The sequence below is a fragment of the Paracoccus salsus genome (assembly GCF_021556615.1).
GTDB classification, from domain to species: Bacteria; Pseudomonadota; Alphaproteobacteria; order Rhodobacterales; family Rhodobacteraceae; genus Paracoccus; species Paracoccus salsus.
This window is the reverse complement of sequence record NZ_JAKGGD010000001.1, coordinates 538,070-555,837: the sequence shown is the minus strand read 5'-3', so window position 1 is coordinate 555,837 and position 17,768 is coordinate 538,070. Positions and strand designations below refer to the sequence as shown.

Sequence of the window (17,768 nt, the reverse complement as noted above, 5' to 3'; positions counted from 1 at the left end):
GGAGGGAGGAGGCCATCATGACGTCTGGCAGGGTAAGGCGGATACTCGACCTGTTGCCGATCATCGAAGATCAGCGGGGCGCCACCGCCGTGATCGTGGCATTGTGCCTGCCACTGATCGCGGGCGGGATGGGCTTCGGGGCCGAGGCCGGATTCCATTTCCTGTTGCAGCGCAACATGCAGCAGGCGGCCGACATGGCCGCCCATGCCGGCGCGGTCCGCGTCCGTGCCGGAGACGCGGCCGATGCGGTGACGGCGGCTGCGAGGCGCGCGGCCGTCCAGTCCGGTTTCGATGCCTCGGATGAGACGTTCTTCGCCTTCACGCCGCCTGTCAGCGGCGCCTTCCAGGGCAGCACAAGCAGCGTCGAGGTGCAGCTTCGTCTTGCTCAGCCCCGGTTCTTTTCCGCGATCTTCACGGATGAACCCGTCCGCATCAGCGCCCGCGCCGTCGCAAATGTGCGGCGGTCAACGACCCGCGCCTGCGTGCTTGCACTGGCACCGACAGCCCCGCAGGCGGTCACCGTCACCGGCTCTACCACCGTCGAGATCGAGAATTGCGACGTCGTCACGAACTCGAACGCCAGCGATGCGTTCTACATGCAGAACAAGGCGGCCAAGCTGACCGTCGGCTGCGTGCGATCGGTTGGCGGGGCCGTCACCGGCGCGGGACTCACGATGCGCAACTGTGCCCAGGCCGAGGAGCTGGCTCCGGTGGTTCGCGATCCCTATGCCGATGTCGTCGAGCCCGCCATCGAGGGCACCTGCCTTTCCCAGAAGGGCAAGAAGACCACCAGCTTTGCACCGAACTTCATCCATTCCAGCGGGGTGCCGGCGCTGCGGATCTGCGGCGGTCTGGACATCAAGAGCCATGCAAGTTTCGCTCCGGGCCTGTATATCATCGACGGCGGAGAGCTGTCGCTGAACGCCAACGGCGATGTGGCGCTGGATGAAGCATCGATGTCCGGTGAGGGCGTGACCTTCTATCTCGCAGGTGACGCGGCTCTCAGTCTCAGCGGCAACGGGAAATTCAGCATGCGGGCACCGTCATCCGGACCTTATGCGGGCATCCTGTTCTTCGGCAGCCGGACTCAGACGGGCCTCACGCACAAGGTGCTGGGAAACTCGGGTTCCACCACGCAAGGGGCGATCTACTTTCCCAGTTCGGACGTCCGGTTCACCGGAAACTCGAACACCTCGAACGGTTGCACGCAGATCATCGGCTACACGGTCGAGTTCACGGGCAACTCCACCCTGCGGTCAAGCTGCCTCGAGGACAACATCCGGGAAATAGAAACAAGTGTCGTCGTCGCTCTGGTCGAATAGCTGACGGCCGTCGCGCGGGTCCACGTCCTGGCGGACGCGGCGCGGGCGCGGTGGACGCCTGCCGGTCGTGCCTTGGCAACCCGGGCCAGGGGCAACCGAAGCAGGTCATCGTCAACGACTTCGCGCGAGACTCGGCGCTGGCAGTGTGCCGCCCGCCAGCCGGCGATCCCTGCTACCGCCTGTTCCGGTCCCTGTTCCGCCGAATTTTGTTCCCTGAAGACGCCCGCTTCAATCCGCGATCCGCAGGAACGACGGGAATGTGAACCATGCCGCCACGACTGGAAGGCGCTGCTCTGCGGCATCGGCGGCGGACGCCGGGTGTGGGGTGCCCTGTTTGTCAAGCTGCCAGGCGTTTCGGTAGCCTGGCCAGAGTGCAGGCCGCGATTGTCATCGTGAACTGCGCGCAGGCCCTGTCGTGGCCGCGGTGAGCAGCGTGCCGTCCACCGAGACGTGCGCGTCCGAGAGCCGCGGTCGGACATCGGGATGTGCCAGGATCGCGGCCATCACCTTGCGCGACATGTCGGTCGTCAGCCGCCGGTCGCGGTTCTGCGTGAACGCCGTGGGGACCCAGACCGGATCGAAAACAAGACTTGCAGCAGGCCCGCCCGGATCAGCCGCTCCGGCGCGATGGAAGGGCGACCGAAAGCGGTGTGGAGCGCGTCGAACTCGGCCTCGAGGCTCGCAAGCGCGTCGTTGACGATCGGGCGGATCAAACGCAGCGGATGCCGCGCCGGAACGCGCTCCTCAAGATCGACATCGCTGAACAGCGATCCCGCTGCCTCGTCCGTCCCGCGCATTGTCACCCTGACCGCCGCTGCCGTGCCGATGGTGAATCATCGTGTCGAAACCGCGTCGAGACCGGCCTCTTTCGGCAGCCCGTCAAACGGCTGCATCGGTTCCAATTCGCGCTGGAGACCGCAAATGTGACGCGTGACTGGCTGGGGCGGTAGGATTCGAACCTACGGTACACGGTACCAAAAACCGACGCCTTACCACTTGGCTACGCCCCAACTTGCGGGGGTGAATAGCCATTCGCTCCGGGGGGTTCAAGTCGAAAATTGGCGAAACTTGCCCTGCCTGTGACCTCACGTTAAGGCGGGCGCATGGAGCATGTCGATCTTGCCATACTGGGTGCCGGGGCGGCCGGCCTGTTCTGCGCGGGTTCGGCGCTCGCCCAGGGGCGCCGCGTCGTCGTGATCGATCATGCCGCCAGGCCGGCCGAAAAGATCCGCATCTCGGGCGGGGGGCGCTGCAATTTCACCAACCTCGCCGCGGCCCGCGATCGCTTCCTGTCCGGCAACCCGCGATTCGCCGCCAGCGCCCTGTCGCGCTACCCCGCGCAGGCCTTCGTGGAACTGGTCGATCATGCGGGCATCGCCTGGCATGAAAAGACGCAGGGGCAGTTGTTCTGCGACGGCAAGGCCACGCAGATCACCGACATGCTGCTGGCCCGGATGCGCGGTGCGGAATTGTGGCTGGACACGACGCTTGGCGCGTTGCGTCATCGCGGCGACCGCTTCGAGTTGCAGACCGGACGCGGCGCGGTCTCGGCGGCGCGGGTGGTGGTCGCGACCGGGGGCAAGTCGATCCCCAAGATGGGCGCGACGGGTTTTGGTTACGACGTGGCGCGAGATTTCGGGCTGCGCTGTGTCGAACAGCGGCCGGGTCTGGTCCCCCTGACCTTCGCCGACCAGGATCTGGCCCTGTGCCGACCCCTGGCCGGCGTGTCGGTCGAGGCGCGGATCCGCCACAACGGGGGCGATTTCCGCGATGCGCTGCTGTTCACACATCGCGGTCTCAGCGGTCCGGTCATCCTGCAGATTTCCAGTTTCTGGCATCCCGGAGAGATGCTCGAGATCGACCTTGCGCCGGGCATCGACGCGGCTGCGGAACTCAAGCGGCTGCGCGGTCAGGCAGGTCGTGTCCTGCTGGGCACCGCGCTGGGGCACTGGCTGCCGCAGCGGCTGGCCGATGCGGTTGTCACCGAGGCCGGGCTTGCCGGGAAGCGGCTTGCCGATCAGGCCAACCCGGCCCTCGAGCGTCTTGGCGCCCGGATCAACCGCTGGCAGTTGCGGCCCGTCGGGACCGAGGGCTACCGCACGGCCGAGGTCACGCTTGGCGGCATCGATACCCGCGACCTGGACGCGCGCACGATGCAGGCCCGCAACGTGCCGGGGCTGTATTTCATCGGCGAGTGCGTCGATGTCACGGGCTGGCTTGGCGGTTACAACTTCCAGTGGGCCTGGGCGTCGGCGCACGCGGCGGGCACGGCACTGGGCAGCGCCTAGCGGCCCTGGCCGCGCCGGTCGCGGGGCCGCTTGTTGCCCGAATTCCGCAAGGACCGGGCGGTCGATCACGACGGCGTCGCCGGGATTGGCGCGCGCCACGCTGCCCGGCGGGCATCAGGCAGAGCCGTGCCGCCGCTGTGGCCAGTCAGCCTCCGCAGGCCCGGCGGATCGCGTCCGGGCCTCGTCCTTGCCGGTGGCTGCTCAGACCAGCCGCCCTTCATCCATCGCCGCGCGGACAAAGCCCGCGAACAGCGGCGCCGGCGCGAAGGGCTTCGATTTCAGCTCGGGATGCGACTGGACGCCGATGAACCAGGGATGCCCGGGGTATTCGATGACCTCGGGCAGCTTGCCGTCCGGCGACATGCCCGAGAACACAAGCCCGGCCTTCTCCAGCGCCTCGCGGTATTTCGCATCCACCTCGTAGCGGTGGCGGTGGCGGTCCTCCATCTCCAGCGCGCCGCCATAGATGTCGCTGATCCGCGACCCTGCGGCCAGAACCGCCGTATAGGCGCCCAGCCGCATCGTGCCGCCCTTGTCGTCGCCGACCTTGCGCTGCACGGTGTAGTTGCCCTGCACCCATTCCTTCAGGTGATAGACGACCGGGGTAAAGCGCGTCTTGCCGGCCTCGTGGTCGAATTCCTCTGATCCCGCATCCGGCATGCCGGCGAGGTTCCGCGCCGCCTCGATCACCGCCATCTGCATGCCCAGACAGATGCCCAGATAGGGCACGTCCTTTTCGCGCGCGTATTTTGCCGCCGCGATCATGCCCTCGGTGCCGCGCTCTCCGAAACCGCCGGGCACGATGATGCCGTGATAGCCGTCCAGCAGATGCGCGCCCTCGCCCTCCAGCTTCTCGCTGTCCACCCAGTCGGCCCTGACGCGCACGCGATTGGCCATGCCGCCATGCGTCAGCGCCTCGGCGATGGATTTGTAGGCATCCTCAAGCTGGGTGTATTTTCCGACCACCGCGATGTTGACCTGGCCCTCGGCATTGTCCAGCCGGTCCATCACGTCCTCCCATTTCGACAGATCCGGGCGCGGCGCGGGGCTGATCGCGAACGCATCCAGAACCGCCCGGTCGAGGCCGGCCCGGTGATAGGCCAGCGGCGCCTCGTAGATTGTCTGCAGGTCATAGGCGGGGATGACGGCATCGGGGCGGACATTGCAGAACAGCGCGATCTTGGCGCGTTCCTTTTCCGGGATCGGGTGTTCCGAGCGGCAGACCAGCACATCCGGGGCCAGACCGATGGACTGCAGTTCCTTGACGCTGTGCTGGGTGGGCTTGGTCTTCAACTCGCCACTGGCCGCCAGATAGGGCAGCAGCGTCAGATGCATCAGGATGCACTGGCCGCGCGGGCGTTCATGGATGAATTGCCGGATCGCCTCGAAGAAGGGCAGGCCCTCGATATCGCCAACCGTGCCGCCGATCTCGCACAGCATGAAATCGACCTCATCGTCGCCTATGGCCAGGAAGTCCTTGATTTCGTTCGTGACATGCGGAATCACCTGGATCGTCTTGCCCAGATATTCGCCGCGCCGTTCCTTTTCCAGCACGTTGGAATAGATCCGCCCCGAGGACACGCTGTCGGTCCGGCGGGCGCTGACGCCGGTGAAGCGTTCGTAATGCCCCAGATCCAGATCGGTCTCGGCGCCATCATCGGTCACAAAGACCTCGCCATGCTCGAACGGGCTCATCGTGCCCGGATCGACGTTCAGATAAGGGTCCAGCTTGCGCAGCCTGACGGTGAAGCCGCGTGCCTGCAAAAGCGCCCCCAGCGCCGCCGAGGCCAACCCCTTGCCAAGGGACGAAACGACGCCGCCGGTGATGAAGATGTAACGCGCCATGAGGCCCCCGTGATGTGCAAGAATTCGATGTTTTGCGGGCCGCGGAACGGCCAGCATCACGGGACTAAAGATATAGACGATTCGCCCCAGGGTCGCAACGGACCGCAAGTTCATGTAGAGCGGTTTTTTCCCGCCCCTATCTGTTGTGTTGCCTCAGTTCGACGGTTCCGGCTCCGTTGCAGGCTGCGGCTCTGCGGCGGGCGCTTGCGTCGCGGGCGCCTCGGCGGCCGGCGGGGTCACGGGCTCGGCCGCCGGCGACTCGGCGGCGGGCGTGACGGCACGGGCTGCGGGCGCCTGAGGCGCGACGCTGCCGGTCGCGGGCGCGTCGGGTGAAGGCGGGGTCAGCGGGTCGCCGCCGCTGGACGGGGGCGGCGTGTAGGCCGGCAGCTGCGGCAGGCTGGATTCGGGCTGCTGCCGCTGCTCGGGCACACCCATCTGATCCATGATCGACGCATTCGAACTTTCGCGCGCCGCAATCACGGTCAGCGCCAGCGAGGTGCAGAAGATCGCGATCCCGAAGATCCATGTCAGCCGGGTCATCGCATTGGCCGCCTGACGCCCGCTCATGACGCCGCCTCCGCCGCCGCCGCCCATGCCAAGGCCGCCGCCCTCGGACCGTTGCAGCAGCACGACCCCGGTCAGAAGGACCGCCAGGATCAGGTGGATGGTCAGCACGACGTTCTGCACGGATTTCGGCCTTTCATTTGCGGACGCGCCTATCTAGTCACGCAGGCAGGTGATGGCAAGCAGAGTGTCCGTGATGCCGGCAGTGATGATTCAGGGCACCGGTTCGAATGTCGGAAAATCGATGCTGGTCGCCGGGCTGTGCCGCGCCGCCTTGCGCCGCGGCATCGCGGTCGCCCCGTTCAAGCCGCAGAACATGTCCAACAACGCCGCCGTCGCCGCAGGCGGGGGCGAGATCGGGCGCGCACAGGCCTTGCAGGCGCGCGCCTGCGGACTTCATCCGGTCACGGACATGAACCCGGTCCTGCTGAAACCCGAAACCGACACCGGCGCGCAGGTGGTGTTGCAGGGGCGCGTCATCGGCCGGGCCGAGGCGCGCGATTATGCGGCGCTCGGGACGCGCCTTCTGGCCGGGGTGCTGGACAGTTTCCAGCGCCTCGGCGCCGCCCATGACCTTGTCATTGTCGAGGGCGCCGGCAGTCCGGCCGAGGTGAACCTGCGGCCCCGCGACATCGCCAACATGGGTTTTGCGCGCGCGGCGGGCGTGCCGGTCGTGCTGGCCGGGGACATCGACCGCGGCGGGGTGATCGCCCAGATCGTCGGCACGCAGGCGGTGATCGATGCGGCCGACGCCGCGATGATCCGGGGCTTTCTGGTCAACAAGTTCCGTGGCGATCCGCGCCTGTTCGACGATGGTTACGCCTTCATCCGGGACCGCACCGGCTGGCAAGGCTTTGGCGTGGTGCCGTGGTTCGCGGACGCCCACCGCCTGCCGGCCGAGGATGCGGTCGATCTGCGCGCCTCGACCGGGCAGGGGCTGCATGTCGTCTGCCTGACCCTGTCGCGGATCGCCAATTTCGACGATCTCGATCCGCTGGCGGCAGAGCCCGGCGTGCGCCTGACCATGCTTGGACCGGGACGGCCGGTGCCCGGCGACGCCGATCTGGTGGTGATCCCGGGCACGAAATCGACGCTTGGCGATCTGGCCTTTCTGCGCGCGCAGGGCTGGGACATCGACATCGCGGCGCATGTCCGCCGCGGCGGGCATGTGCTGGGGGTCTGCGGCGGCTATCAGATGCTGGGCCGGGTCATCCGCGACCCGATGGGTCATGACGGGCCGGCGGGCGAGACGCCCGGCCTCGGCCTTCTGGACATCGCGACCGAGATGGCCGCCGACAAGCGGCTGGAACGGGTATCGGGCACCGCCCTGGGCCATCCGGTCAGCGGATACGAGATTCACATGGGCCGAAGCCACGGTCCCGACTGCGCGCGCCCCTTCGCGCATGTGCCGGCACCCGACGGCGCGACCAGCGCCGATGGCCGGATCGCGGGCACCTATCTGCACGGGTTGTTCTCGGATGACGGTTTTCGCGCGGCATGGCTGGCCCGGCTGGGCGCGTCCTCGCGACCCGGCTACGAGGCCGGGGTGGACCGGGCGCTGGACGATCTGGCCGACCATCTCGAGGCGCATCTGGACGTGACCGGCCTGCTGGCCGTTGCGCGCTAGGCCCATGCAACGCCCGCAAGCGGTGTCCATCCTGTGCACGCCCTGTGCACGCCCTGTGCGCCCCCGGTGGACGTTTCGTGACCGGGCTTTCGCTGGACGAGGCGGGCGTGCCACGCTAGGTCATCGGCATGGAACAGAGAAAGCCGCCTTTGACCCTCTATCTGGCCGCGCCGCGTGGATTCTGCGCCGGCGTGGACCGCGCGATCAAGATCGTCGAGATGGCGCTGCAGAAATGGGGCGCCCCGGTCTATGTCCGGCACGAGATCGTGCACAACAAGTATGTCGTTGATTCTCTGCGCGAAAAAGGCGCGATCTTTGTCGAGGAGCTGGATGAGTGCCCCGATGACAGGCCGGTGATCTTCTCGGCCCATGGCGTCCCCAAATCGGTCCCCGCCGAAGCGCGGCGGCGCGAGATGGTCTTCGTCGACGCGACCTGCCCGCTGGTCAGCAAGGTCCATGTCGAGGCCGAGCGGCACCATGCCGGCGGCTTGCAGATGGTCATGATCGGCCACGAGGGACACCCGGAAGTCCTTGGAACCATGGGACAATTACCCGAGGGAGAGGTCATCCTGGTGGAAACGGTCGCGGACGTGTCCAAGATCCGCCCGCGCGACGCCGACCGTCTTGCCTTCATCACCCAGACGACGCTGTCGGTGGACGATACCGCAGGCATCGTCGCGGCGCTGAAGGCCCGGTTCCCGTCCATCGTCGGCCCGGCCAAGGAAGACATCTGCTATGCCACCACCAACCGCCAGGCGGCCGTCAAGGCGGTGGCGCCCAGCATCGACGCATTGTTGGTGATCGGCGCGGAAAATTCAAGTAACTCCAAGCGATTGGTCGAGGTCGGCCGGGCGGCGGGCTGCCGCTATTCGCAGCTTGTCCTGCGCGCAGACCAGATCGACTGGCGGGCGATCGAGGGGGCGCGGGCCGTCGGGCTCACCGCCGGGGCCAGCGCCCCCGAGGTGCTGGTGGACGAAGTGATCGAGGCGTTCCGCGCCCGCTACGCCGTGACGCTTGACGTGGTCGAGACCGCGCAGGAAAACGTGGAATTCAAGGTGCCGCGCGTGCTGCGCGGACCCGCCTGAGGCCGGGGGCGCCGCCTCCATCGCCGTGCCGGCGAACCGCCCGGGATATCTGGACCAAGGCCAAGGTGCTGAAGATGCGGCTTTATTCGATGCCTTCCTCGGGCAACAGCTACAAGGTCAGGCTGATCCTTGCCATGACCGGGCAAGCTGCCCGCATCGTGGATTGCGAATACGGTTCCCGGGCCTTGTCGCAGGCCAGGCAACAAGGCGCACTGCCTTATGGCAAGGTGCCGACGCTGGTTCTGGATGACGGTCGCGTGCTGGCCGAATCGAACGCGATCCTGTGGTATCTGGGTGAGGGGACGCGGTTCGTTCCCGAGGATCCGGTTGAACGCGCGCAGATGCTGGGCTGGATGTTCTGGGAACAATACAACCACGAGCCCGTGATCGCCGTGCGGCAGGCCCTGATCAGTTATCCGCATCGCGCGGCCGAGGCCACGCCGCAGCGACTTGCGGAGTTGCTGGAGCGCGGACATGCGCTGTTGCAGGTGATAGAGGAGGCGCTGTCGGGCCGCGACTGGCTGGTGGGCGATCAGCCCAGCCTCGCCGATCTGTGCCTTTACGCCTATACCCACAGCGCAGGGCCGCGTGGCGGCTTCGAGATGGGCCACTTTGACGCAATCAATTCCTGGCTGGCGCGGGTCGAAACCCTGCCTGGCCATGTCCCGCTGTCAGGTTGAGGGGGCGGCATGCGCGAGTCCGGATCATCGGTTCCTGTCGCCGCGGCCCTTTTGGGGGCGGCCGGCCTGCTGCCCTTCCTGTGGGCGGTGATCGTGTTGCAGACCGGGCAATTCGCGCTGCCCGGCGCACCGCCCCGGGCGGCGGCCATGGGGTATGGGCTGATGATCTTCAGCTACATGGCGGGCTGTTTCTGGCCCTTTGCCGCGCGATCCGGGCGGGCGCTGGATTATGGGGTGGCGGTCGCGCCGGTGCTGGTGCTGATCGCGCTGGTGGTGCCGGGGGTCATGTCGCTGAACATGGCCCTGATCCTGGGTTTCGCCGGGCTGCTGCCGATCGACTGGCTGTTCTGGCGGCGCGGTGTGGCGCCCGGCTGGTGGATGCGGCTGCGGCTGCCCCTGTCGGCGGTGGTGATCGCCTGCCTGGTCGCGATCATGCTGACGGGCGGGGCATCCTGATGGTCGCCCTGATGGCCTGGACCGATGGCGCCTGCAGCGGCAACCCCGGCCCCGGAGGCTGGGGCGTGCTGATGCGCGCCATCGACGGCGAGACGGTCCTTCGGGAACGGGAACTGCATGGCGGCGAGGCGGCGACGACCAACAACCGCATGGAGCTGATGGCCGCGATCTCGGCGCTTGAGGCGCTGACCCGGCCCAGTGAGATCGTCATCGTCACCGACAGCGCCTATGTGAAGAACGGTGTCAGCCAGTGGATCCATGGCTGGAAGAAGAACGGCTGGCGGACCGCGGACAGGAAGCCGGTCAAGAATGTCGAATTGTGGCAGCGGCTGGATGAGGCCCAGGCACGCCACAAGGTCGAGTGGCGCTGGATCAAGGGCCATGCCGGTCACGCCGAAAACGAGCGTGCCGACGAACTGGCGCGCGCGGGCATGGCGCCGTTCAAATGAGCTTCGAGACACTGATCGCGATGCTGGATTACGGCGCGGTTCTGGTGTTTGCGCTGACCGGGGCGCTGGTCGCCAGCCGCGCGCAGCTGGACCCGGTGGGGTTCATCTTCATGGCGACGCTGACGGCGGTGGGCGGGGGGACGTTGCGCGACCTTATCCTGGGCCGGGATGCGGTGTTCTGGGTTGCCCAGCCTGCCTATGTCCTGATCGCCGCCGCCGCTGCGCTGCTGGTGTTCTGGACGGCCCATCTGTTCGAAAGCCGCTACGGGCTGTTGCTGTGGCTTGACAGCGTCGCCCTGGCGGTCGCGGCCGCGGCCGGCGCCGGCGTGGCGATGGACGCCGGCTTCGGCCCGGTGATCGTGGTCATCATGGGGGTGGTGACCGGCACGTTCGGCGGGCTGATGCGCGACGTGGTTGGCAACGAGGTTCCGCTTGGCCTGAAGCAGGGCCAGCTCTACCTGACCGCGGCGTTCGGCGGCGCGGTGACTGCGGTGCTGCTGGAGTGGCTGGGTTTCCAGAGGGGCGTCTCGTTGATCGCCTGTGCCGCCGTCGTGTGGGTCCTGCGCGCCGGCAGTCTGGCATGGGGCTGGAAACTGCCGGTCTACAGGCCGCGCCCGCCCCGGACGCGGGGCTAGCGCAGCCGCGGCGGCCCCGCGTCCGGGGCGGGCGCGCCCTCGCGCAGGTCCTCGACCCCCAACCGCAAGCCGCGCCCGATCCGGTGGGCCAGACCCGACCAGCCGGCTGCGGTCTCGGGCGGCAGGGTGCGCCGCAAGGTCTCGTCAAACAGCGCCAGCCACAGCGGAAAATGCTCGGCACGGACATCTCCGGCCGCCATGTGCACCCGCATCGGGTTGCCGTCATAGACGGGCCGATAGAGGATCGCCTTCTTCCAGAACCTGGCGATCTTTTCCTCGTGCGCGGGCCAGTCCGTGACATGGTTGCCGAAGACCGGTCCCAGGACCTCGTGCCGGCGGATGGCCGCGTAGAAGACCGTGACGACCTGGTCGATCTGTTCCGGTGTGATGTCGAATCTGGCCAGCATGGTGCCGACAGGTTCGCGCGATCCGCCGCCGCCCACAAGGCGTCGCGGTGACGCCGGCACGACTTCGGGGATATTTGCGCCCTGAACACCGGGCGGGCGCTTGCAGGCGCTGTGACGCCTTCCTATAGAGACAGCCATGGAATTTCCGGCGTTCGGACATCGAATTAGCGGCCCGGTGGCGTGAGGTCTTGCGCTGCCGGGCCCGTCTTGTCCGAATGATTGACGAAGGAACGCCCCGATGAGCGCCGATACCCGCGCCGACAGCCCCGACTACCGCGACTCCGTTTTCCTGCCGCAGACCGATTTCCCGATGCGTGCCGGCCTGCCCGCGCGCGAGCCGGAATGGCTGGCCCGGTGGGCGCGGATCGGCATCTATGACACGCTGCGCGAGCGCGCCGGGGGGCGGACGCCGTTCATCCTGCATGACGGCCCGCCCTATGCGAACGGCAATCTGCATATCGGCCACGCGCTGAACAAGGTCCTGAAGGACTTCATCGTCCGCAGCCAGCAGATGATGGGTCGCGATGCGCGCTACGTGCCGGGCTGGGACTGCCACGGCCTGCCGATCGAATGGAAGATCGAGGAACAGTATCGCCAGAAGGGCCTGGACAAGGACGCGGTCGATCTCGTCGAGTTCCGGCAGGAATGCCGCCGCTTCGCCGATCACTGGATCGACGTGCAGCGCGAGGAGTTCAAGCGCCTGGGCGTCACCGGCAAGTGGGACGATCCCTACCTGACCATGAATTATCACGCCGAGGCGGTGATCGCGGCCGAATTCATGAAGCTGTTGATGAATGGCAGCCTGTATCAGGGCAGCAAGCCGGTGATGTGGTCGCCGGTCGAGAAAACCGCGCTGGCCGAGGCCGAGGTCGAATATCACGACCACACCAGCCACACGATCTGGGTGCGGTTTAGGCCGGTTTCGGCGCTAATCAACGACCAGGATGTTACGAGCCTTCTGAACCCCGAAGCGATGCGAGCTGACCTACTTGAGGCTTCGGTCGTGATCTGGACCACGACCCCTTGGACGATCCCGCAGAACCGTGCCGTCGCCTACAGCCCCGACATTGCCTATGGCCTCTATGAGGTCGGCGAGGTTGCCGAAAACGCAACCGCGCAGCCCGGCGAGAAGCTGGTGCTGGCGGACGCGCTGGCAGAGAACGTGATGCAGGCCGCGAAGGTCGCAAGCCATGGCCGGCTGCGCGATGTGACGGCCGACGAGTTGTCCGGCCTGACGCTCGCCCACCCCCTTCGCGGTGTCGAGGGTGCTGATGGCGAGTGGGATTATGACGTTCCCATGCTGCCCGGCGATCACGTCACCGACGAGGCGGGCACCGGTTTCGTCCACACCGCGCCCAGCCATGGCGATGACGATTATCAGCTTGGGCTGAAGCACGGCCTGACGATGACCTATAACGTCGAACCCGACGGCACCTATCGCAAGGATCTGCCGATCTTTGGCGGCGAGGCGATCATTCAGCCCGACGGCAAGGATGGTCCCGCGAATGTCAGCGTCATCAAGAACCTGGCATGGGCCGGCGCGCTGCTGGCCAAGGGCAAGGTCAAGCATTCCTACCCGCATAGCTGGCGGTCCAAGGCGCCGCTGATCTATCGCAATACGCCGCAATGGTTCGCCGCGATCGACAGGCCCCTGGACGACGGCATGGGCGAATATGGCGACACGATCCGGTCCCGCGCGCTGACCTCGATCGACAAGCTGGTCACGTGGACGCCGCAGACCGGCCGCAACCGCATCCGTTCGATGGTCGAGAACCGGCCCGACTGGGTGTTGTCGCGCCAGCGGGCCTGGGGCGTGCCGCTGACCTGCTTCGTGCGCAAGGGCGCCAAGCCCGATGACGCCGATTTCCTGCTGCGCGACGCGCGCGTGAACGACCGTATCATCGCCGCGTTCGAGGGTGACGGCGCCGATGCCTGGTATCGCGACGGCTTCAAGGCGCAGATGCTGGACGGCGTCGCGGACCCCGACGACTACGATCAGATCATGGACGTGCTGGATGTGTGGTTCGACAGCGGCTCGACCCATGCCTTCGTGATCCGCGACCGCGCGGATGGCAACCCGGACGGGATCGCGGACCTGTATCTGGAAGGCACCGACCAGCATCGCGGCTGGTTTCAGTCCTCGCTGCTGCAGGCCAGTGCCACAAAGGGCCGCGCGCCCTACAAGGGCGTGCTGACGCATGGTTTCACGCTGGACGAGAAGGGCATGAAGATGTCCAAGTCGCTTGGCAATACCGTGCTGCCGGCCGAGGTGGTGGAACAATACGGCGCCGACATCCTGCGGCTGTGGGTGGCGCAGGTCGATTACACGGCCGATTCGCGGATCGGCAAGGAGATCCTCAAGGGCACCGCCGACAGCTATCGCCGGCTGCGCAACACGTTGCGCTTCCTGCTGGGCGCACTGGCCGGCTTCTCGGACGCCGAGAAGGTCGAACCCGCCCGGATGCCCGAACTGGAGCAATGGGTCCTGCACCGGCTGGCGCAGCTGGATCATGTCGTCCGCAAGGGCTATGACGCCTATGACTTCCAGGGCGTCTTCCAGACGCTGTTCCAGTTCTGCACCGTCGATCTGTCGGCCTTCTACTTCGACATCCGCAAGGACGCACTGTATTGCGACGCGCCCGACAGCCTGCGCCGCCGCGCCGTCAGGACGGTGCTGGACGTCCTCTATCACCGGCTGGTGACGTGGCTTGCCCCGATCCTGCCCTTCACGATGGAAGATGTCTGGCTGTCGCGTTTTCCGTCAGACGCGGAAAGCGTGCATCTGCACGACTTCCCGGTGACGCCGGCAGACTGGCTGAACGCGCCGCTGGCGGCAAAATGGGACCATGTCCGCCGCGCCCGCCGGGTCGTGACGGCGGCGCTGGAGGTCAAGCGGGCCGACAAGACGATCGGCGCCAGCCTCGAGGCCGCCCCGGTCGTGCATGTCGAGGATACCGAAATGCTGGCGGCGCTGAAATCGGTGAACTTCACCGATATGTGCATCGTTTCGGACCTGTCGCTGACCGGAGATCCGGCTCCGAACGAGGCGTTCCGGATGGCCGAGGCGCCCGGAATCGGGGTCGTCTTCGAACTGGCCGAGGGGCAGAAATGTCAGCGCTGCTGGAAGATCCTGCCCGATGTGGGCAGCCATGACCACCAGGGCGTCTGCGCCCGCTGTGACAAGGTATTGAGCCATGGTTGAGGAATTGCGCTACCAGCCGGCGGGTGACCGCTATGACCGCATGACCTATCGCCGCTGCGGGCGGTCGGGGCTGAAGCTGCCGGCGATCAGCCTGGGGCTTTGGCACAATTTCGGTCACGACACGCCGCATCAGACCGGGCGCGACATCTGTCGCAAGGCCTTCGACCTGGGCATCACCCATTTCGACCTGGCCAACAATTACGGCCCGCCCCCGGGCAGCGCTGAAGAGGCCCTCGGGCAGATCCTGAAGAACGATTTTGCAGGCTATCGCGATCAGCTGATCATCAGCAGCAAGGCCGGCTACGACATGTGGGTCGGCCCCTATGGCGAATGGGGCAGCCGGAAATACCTGATCGCGTCATGCGACCAGTCGTTGAAACGGATGGGTGTCGACTATGTCGATATCTTCTATTCGCACCGCTTCGATCCCGACACGCCATTGGAAGAGACGATGGGCGCACTGGATCAGATCGTCCGTTCGGGCCGCGCGCTCTATGCGGGGATCAGCAGCTATAACAGCCAGCGCACCGCCGAGGCGGTGGCGATCCTCAAGGATCTGGGCACTCCGTGCGTCATCCACCAGCCCAGCTACAACATGCTGAACCGCTGGGTCGAGAATGACGGGCTGCTGGACGTCCTCGACGAGCTGGGCATCGGCAGCATCGTGTTCACCCCTCTGGCCCAGGGCATGCTGACCGGGAAATACCTCAACGGCATCCCGCAGGACAGCCGCGCGGCGCAGGGCAAGTCGCTGGCCGCCGAGTGGCTGAGCGAGGACATGATCGCGCGGCTGAACGGGCTGAACGACCTTGCGGCGGAACGCGGACAGACGCTGGCGCAGATGGCGGTGGCGTGGACGCTGCGCGGCGGCCGCGTCACCAGCGCGCTGATCGGGGCCTCGCACCCCGGGCAGGTCGAGGATTGCGTCGGTGCGCTGGCCAACACCGATTTCACGACAGACGAGCTTGCCCGGATCGACGAGCTTTCGGCGTCCGGCGACGTGAATATCTGGGCTCGGTCGTCGGAAGGCGCGGGCGAGGACTGACGGCTAGACCAGCCACCAGCCCCGGTTCTTCAGGAGGTTGCGGATCGGCTGTTCCTTCGAGGGCAGGTTGTCGCGGTCGAAGAGCGGGCGCACCTTGTCGCGGCCCTTTCCCTGATAGATCAGTTTTTTCGCCGGCTGCCATTCGCGCAGCCTGCGCTTGATCCGGTTCGGCGCGGCAGCCTGTTCCAGAGCGCTGACCACCGCCTCGTCCTCGCGCGCGTAAAGCAGCGGCAGGTTGCGATAATGGCAGCTGACCGCGCCGTCCAGCCCGGCCAGTTCCGGGCCGGGACGCCCGCCTCCGAAAGAATGGATGACCAGCGGCAGGACGATCTGATCCAGCCACGGGTCGAGGCTTTGACAGGCCAGTTCGTCGCCCGGTTCGTCGCGCAACGCGACGGCCCAGTCCAGAAAGCGCCGTCCGAACGCGGCGGGGTCCGCGCCAAGAAACCATCCGGCGTTGAAGTAAAGATAGCGTTCCCAGTGTTCGTCGGGTTGGCTGCGGTCCAGCGAACCTTCGAAATCCAGCCCGAAGCGCGCGTAAAGCGAGTGCCAGATCCCGCCATAGCCGGGACCGTAAAGCGGCGGTATCGGCCAGGTGCCCTCGCGCCGCATCGATGCGGCGGGACGTGAAAAGTCGAATGCGATGTCGTGCAGCGGCCCCAGGATCAACGTGTCGGTATCGAAGAACAGGAACGGCTGGCCCGCAGGCAGCGCAGACAGCGCCTCGATCTTGTTGCCGTAGGGATAGGACGCTCCGAAATGCCGGGCCGTGAAGGGCACGATCCTTGCACCCAGCTGCTCCAGCGCCTCGCGCGTCTCGGCGGCGATACGCGTGTCGTGGCCGTCCCAGGCAGCTTCGGGCTGCGGCTCTGCCACGAACAGCGTGCCCTGCCAGTCGCCGGCATGCTGGCGCAGGCTGGACGCAAAGATCAGGGCTTCGAACTCAAGCCGCCCGGCCTGCGCGACGATCAGCACGTTCGCGCCTGCGTTTCCATTCTTGGCGTCGGGATGGTTGCCAGGTGTGCCGTGTCTCTTGCCTGTCATCTCGCAGGTCCCTTGATCGTTCCGGATCTTGGTTGGCGCGGCGGGAACGGAAAAGCCCGCCACTTTGCTTCGGATCGGTGATCTGAGGAGCAGGTGAATGGTGGGCGACCCTGGAATCGAACCAGGCGTGGGTCTCCCCGGCGGAGTTACAGTCCGCTGCCGCACCTTGCAGCACGTCGCCCGCCGATCGCCTTCGGCGTGGGGCGTGATTAGCCGTCTCTCCAGGGGTCGTCAAGCGGATTTCCGGGGCTTGCACGAAAGCGCCGCGGCGCGCAGAGAGGTGATCGAAAGAAGGATATGCAGATGGCAGAAAATCCCGGAAAGCCCAAGAAGCCCACCTGGGTCATCGACAAGGAAAGGGCGCGTCGCGCGGCTGCCGCAGAAACCGTGTGGTTGTTCGGCCTGCACGCCGTGCGCGACGCGCTGGCAAATCCGGCGCGCGAGAAGTTGCGCCTGATCGTCACCCGGAACGCGCTGGACAGGCTGGGTGATCTGCATGGTGTGACGCCCGAGATCACCGATCCCCGGGTTTTCGGCAAGACCGTCCCGCTGGCGCCCGACAGCGTCCATCAGGGCGCGGCGCTTGAGGTGAAGCCACTGAAATGGGGCAGCCTCAGCGAGGTGGCGCTGCGTCAGGCCCCGGGCGAGAAACGCCCCGTGATGATCGCGCTGGACCGGGTGACCGACCCGCATAATATCGGAGCGGTGCTGCGTTCGGCCGAGGTCTTTGGTGCGCGTGCGGTCATCGCCCCCGCACGCCATTCCGCGCCCGAGACCGGCGCGCTGGCCAAGACGGCGTCGGGCGCGCTGGAGCGGCAGCCCTATCTGCGGGTCCCCAACCTGGCCGACGCGCTGATCCAGCTGAAGGGCATGGGCTTCATCCTGATCGGCCTTGACGGCACAAGCGACGCGGTGCTGCCCGATCTGCTGGCCGACCTCGGCGACCGCGCGATCTGCCTGGTGATGGGGGCCGAGGGGCCGGGGATGCGCGATCTGACGATGAAAAGCTGCGATCATGTCGCGCGGATACCCTTTGCCGCGGATTTCGGATCGCTGAACGTGTCGAACGCGGCTGCGGTCGCGCTCTACGCCGCCTCGCGCCCATGAAGTCACATCCTT

General features: G+C 66.6%; 15 protein-coding genes, 2 tRNA genes and 1 pseudogene. 11 read left to right on the top strand and 7 right to left on the bottom strand.

Annotated features, from left to right (window positions below):
• Positions 1 to 17: 17 nt before the first annotated feature.
• Positions 18 to 1,322, top strand: coding sequence for a pilus assembly protein TadG-related protein (locus tag L1965_RS02720; protein WP_235754854.1), 1,305 nt, complete (start codon positions 18 to 20; stop codon positions 1,320 to 1,322).
• Between the two features lie 420 nt (positions 1,323 to 1,742).
• On the opposite strand, the pseudogene L1965_RS02715 reads toward L1965_RS02720, so the two are convergent.
• Positions 1,743 to 2,119, bottom strand: a pseudogene (locus L1965_RS02715) (transposase); the annotation flags it as partial.
• Between the two features lie 138 nt (positions 2,120 to 2,257).
• Positions 2,258 to 2,332: transfer RNA gene (locus tag L1965_RS02710), tRNA-Gln, on the bottom strand.
• A 93-nt stretch (positions 2,333 to 2,425) separates the two neighbouring features.
• Between L1965_RS02710 and L1965_RS02705 the strand changes: the two genes are divergently transcribed.
• Positions 2,426 to 3,610 carry a BaiN/RdsA family NAD(P)/FAD-dependent oxidoreductase gene (locus L1965_RS02705; protein WP_235754853.1) on the top strand — a complete coding sequence of 395 codons (1,185 nt, stop codon included), beginning with the start codon at positions 2,426 to 2,428 and terminating at the stop codon, positions 3,608 to 3,610.
• Positions 3,611 to 3,811: 201 nt separating this feature from the next.
• Here the strand turns inward: L1965_RS02705 and pyrG are convergent, their stop codons facing one another.
• Together pyrG and secG are read right to left on the bottom strand one after the other, a co-directional pair.
• Positions 3,812 to 5,455, bottom strand: a complete 1,644-nt coding sequence (gene pyrG, locus L1965_RS02700; RefSeq protein ID WP_235754852.1) for a CTP synthase — start codon at positions 5,453 to 5,455, stop codon at positions 3,812 to 3,814.
• A 153-nt stretch (positions 5,456 to 5,608) separates the two neighbouring features.
• The gene (gene secG / locus L1965_RS02695) at positions 5,609 to 6,142 is read right to left on the bottom strand and encodes a preprotein translocase subunit SecG (protein ID WP_235754851.1); all 534 of its coding nucleotides are present in this window, start codon (positions 6,140 to 6,142) and stop codon (positions 5,609 to 5,611) included.
• Positions 6,143 to 6,215: 73 nt separating this feature from the next.
• On the opposite strand from secG, the gene L1965_RS02690 reads away from it, so the two are divergent.
• The 6 genes from L1965_RS02690 (at position 6,216) to L1965_RS02665 (ending at position 10,951) form a co-directional block, all read left to right on the top strand.
• On the top strand, positions 6,216 to 7,646 hold the full coding sequence (locus L1965_RS02690) for a cobyric acid synthase (RefSeq protein WP_235754997.1): 1,431 nt from the start codon (positions 6,216 to 6,218) through the stop codon (positions 7,644 to 7,646).
• 128 nt (positions 7,647 to 7,774) lie between these two features.
• Positions 7,775 to 8,731, top strand: coding sequence for a 4-hydroxy-3-methylbut-2-enyl diphosphate reductase (gene ispH / locus L1965_RS02685; RefSeq protein WP_235754850.1), 957 nt, complete (start codon positions 7,775 to 7,777; stop codon positions 8,729 to 8,731).
• Between the two features lie 74 nt (positions 8,732 to 8,805).
• Positions 8,806 to 9,411, top strand: coding sequence for a glutathione S-transferase family protein (locus L1965_RS02680; protein ID WP_235754849.1), 606 nt, complete (start codon positions 8,806 to 8,808; stop codon positions 9,409 to 9,411).
• Positions 9,412 to 9,420: 9 nt separating this feature from the next.
• The gene (locus L1965_RS02675) at positions 9,421 to 9,867 is read left to right on the top strand and encodes a DUF3429 domain-containing protein (RefSeq protein WP_235754848.1); all 447 of its coding nucleotides are present in this window, start codon (positions 9,421 to 9,423) and stop codon (positions 9,865 to 9,867) included.
• Positions 9,867 to 10,316 (top strand): ribonuclease HI, encoded by a 450-nt coding sequence (rnhA, locus tag L1965_RS02670; RefSeq protein WP_235754847.1) that lies wholly within the window; start codon positions 9,867 to 9,869, stop codon positions 10,314 to 10,316. The genes L1965_RS02675 and rnhA overlap by 1 nt, the downstream gene beginning before the upstream one ends.
• Positions 10,313 to 10,951: a trimeric intracellular cation channel family protein gene (locus tag L1965_RS02665; protein WP_235754846.1), complete on the top strand. Its 639-nt coding sequence runs from the start codon at positions 10,313 to 10,315 to the stop codon at positions 10,949 to 10,951. The genes rnhA and L1965_RS02665 overlap by 4 nt, the downstream gene beginning before the upstream one ends.
• Here the strand turns inward: L1965_RS02665 and L1965_RS02660 are convergent.
• Complete coding sequence (locus L1965_RS02660; protein WP_235754996.1) at positions 10,948 to 11,358, bottom strand: group III truncated hemoglobin; 411 nt, start codon at positions 11,356 to 11,358, stop codon at positions 10,948 to 10,950. The genes L1965_RS02665 and L1965_RS02660 overlap by 4 nt on opposite strands.
• A gap of 238 nt (positions 11,359 to 11,596) precedes the next feature.
• Here L1965_RS02660 and ileS point away from each other — a divergent pair, with 238 nt between their 5' ends.
• Positions 11,597 to 14,560, top strand: coding sequence for an isoleucine--tRNA ligase (gene ileS, locus L1965_RS02655; RefSeq protein ID WP_235754845.1), 2,964 nt, complete (start codon positions 11,597 to 11,599; stop codon positions 14,558 to 14,560).
• 4 nt (positions 14,561 to 14,564) lie between these two features.
• On the top strand, positions 14,565 to 15,605 hold the full coding sequence (gene mgrA, locus L1965_RS02650; protein ID WP_277882931.1) for an L-glyceraldehyde 3-phosphate reductase: 1,041 nt from the start codon (positions 14,565 to 14,567) through the stop codon (positions 15,603 to 15,605).
• Positions 15,606 to 15,608: 3 nt separating this feature from the next.
• Here the strand turns inward: mgrA and L1965_RS02645 are convergent, their stop codons facing one another.
• Positions 15,609 to 16,649, bottom strand: coding sequence for a GT-B fold glycosyltransferase domain-containing protein (locus L1965_RS02645; protein ID WP_235754843.1), 1,041 nt, complete (start codon positions 16,647 to 16,649; stop codon positions 15,609 to 15,611).
• 98 nt (positions 16,650 to 16,747) lie between these two features.
• A tRNA-Tyr gene (locus L1965_RS02640) sits at positions 16,748 to 16,831 on the bottom strand.
• Positions 16,832 to 16,952: 121 nt separating this feature from the next.
• Here L1965_RS02640 and L1965_RS02635 point away from each other — a divergent pair.
• Entirely contained in the window at positions 16,953 to 17,756 is an 804-nt protein-coding gene (locus L1965_RS02635) for a TrmH family RNA methyltransferase (RefSeq protein WP_235754842.1), read from the top strand.
• Positions 17,757 to 17,768: the final 12 nt, after the last annotated feature.

Bases quoted from the DNA above. Each gene is read 5' to 3' on its own strand.
- L1965_RS02680 (WP_235754849.1), top strand. From the start codon at position 8,806: ATGCGGCTTTATTCGATGCCTTCCTCGGGCAACAGCTACAAGGTCAGG.
- L1965_RS02705 (WP_235754853.1), top strand. From the start codon at position 2,426: ATGGAGCATGTCGATCTTGCCATACTGGGTGCCGGGGCGGCCGGCCTG.
- L1965_RS02665 (WP_235754846.1), top strand. From the start codon at position 10,313: ATGAGCTTCGAGACACTGATCGCGATGCTGGATTACGGCGCGGTTCTG.
- L1965_RS02645 (WP_235754843.1), bottom strand. From the start codon at position 16,649: ATGACAGGCAAGAGACACGGCACACCTGGCAACCATCCCGACGCCAAG.
- ileS (WP_235754845.1), top strand. From the start codon at position 11,597: ATGAGCGCCGATACCCGCGCCGACAGCCCCGACTACCGCGACTCCGTT.
- pyrG (WP_235754852.1), bottom strand. From the start codon at position 5,455: ATGGCGCGTTACATCTTCATCACCGGCGGCGTCGTTTCGTCCCTTGGC.
- rnhA (WP_235754847.1), top strand. From the start codon at position 9,867: ATGGTCGCCCTGATGGCCTGGACCGATGGCGCCTGCAGCGGCAACCCC.
- L1965_RS02635 (WP_235754842.1), top strand. From the start codon at position 16,953: ATGGCAGAAAATCCCGGAAAGCCCAAGAAGCCCACCTGGGTCATCGAC.
- ispH (WP_235754850.1), top strand. From the start codon at position 7,775: ATGGAACAGAGAAAGCCGCCTTTGACCCTCTATCTGGCCGCGCCGCGT.
- L1965_RS02720 (WP_235754854.1), top strand. From the start codon at position 18: ATGACGTCTGGCAGGGTAAGGCGGATACTCGACCTGTTGCCGATCATC.
- L1965_RS02690 (WP_235754997.1), top strand. From the start codon at position 6,216: ATGCCGGCAGTGATGATTCAGGGCACCGGTTCGAATGTCGGAAAATCG.
- L1965_RS02675 (WP_235754848.1), top strand. From the start codon at position 9,421: ATGCGCGAGTCCGGATCATCGGTTCCTGTCGCCGCGGCCCTTTTGGGG.
- L1965_RS02660 (WP_235754996.1), bottom strand. From the start codon at position 11,358: ATGCTGGCCAGATTCGACATCACACCGGAACAGATCGACCAGGTCGTC.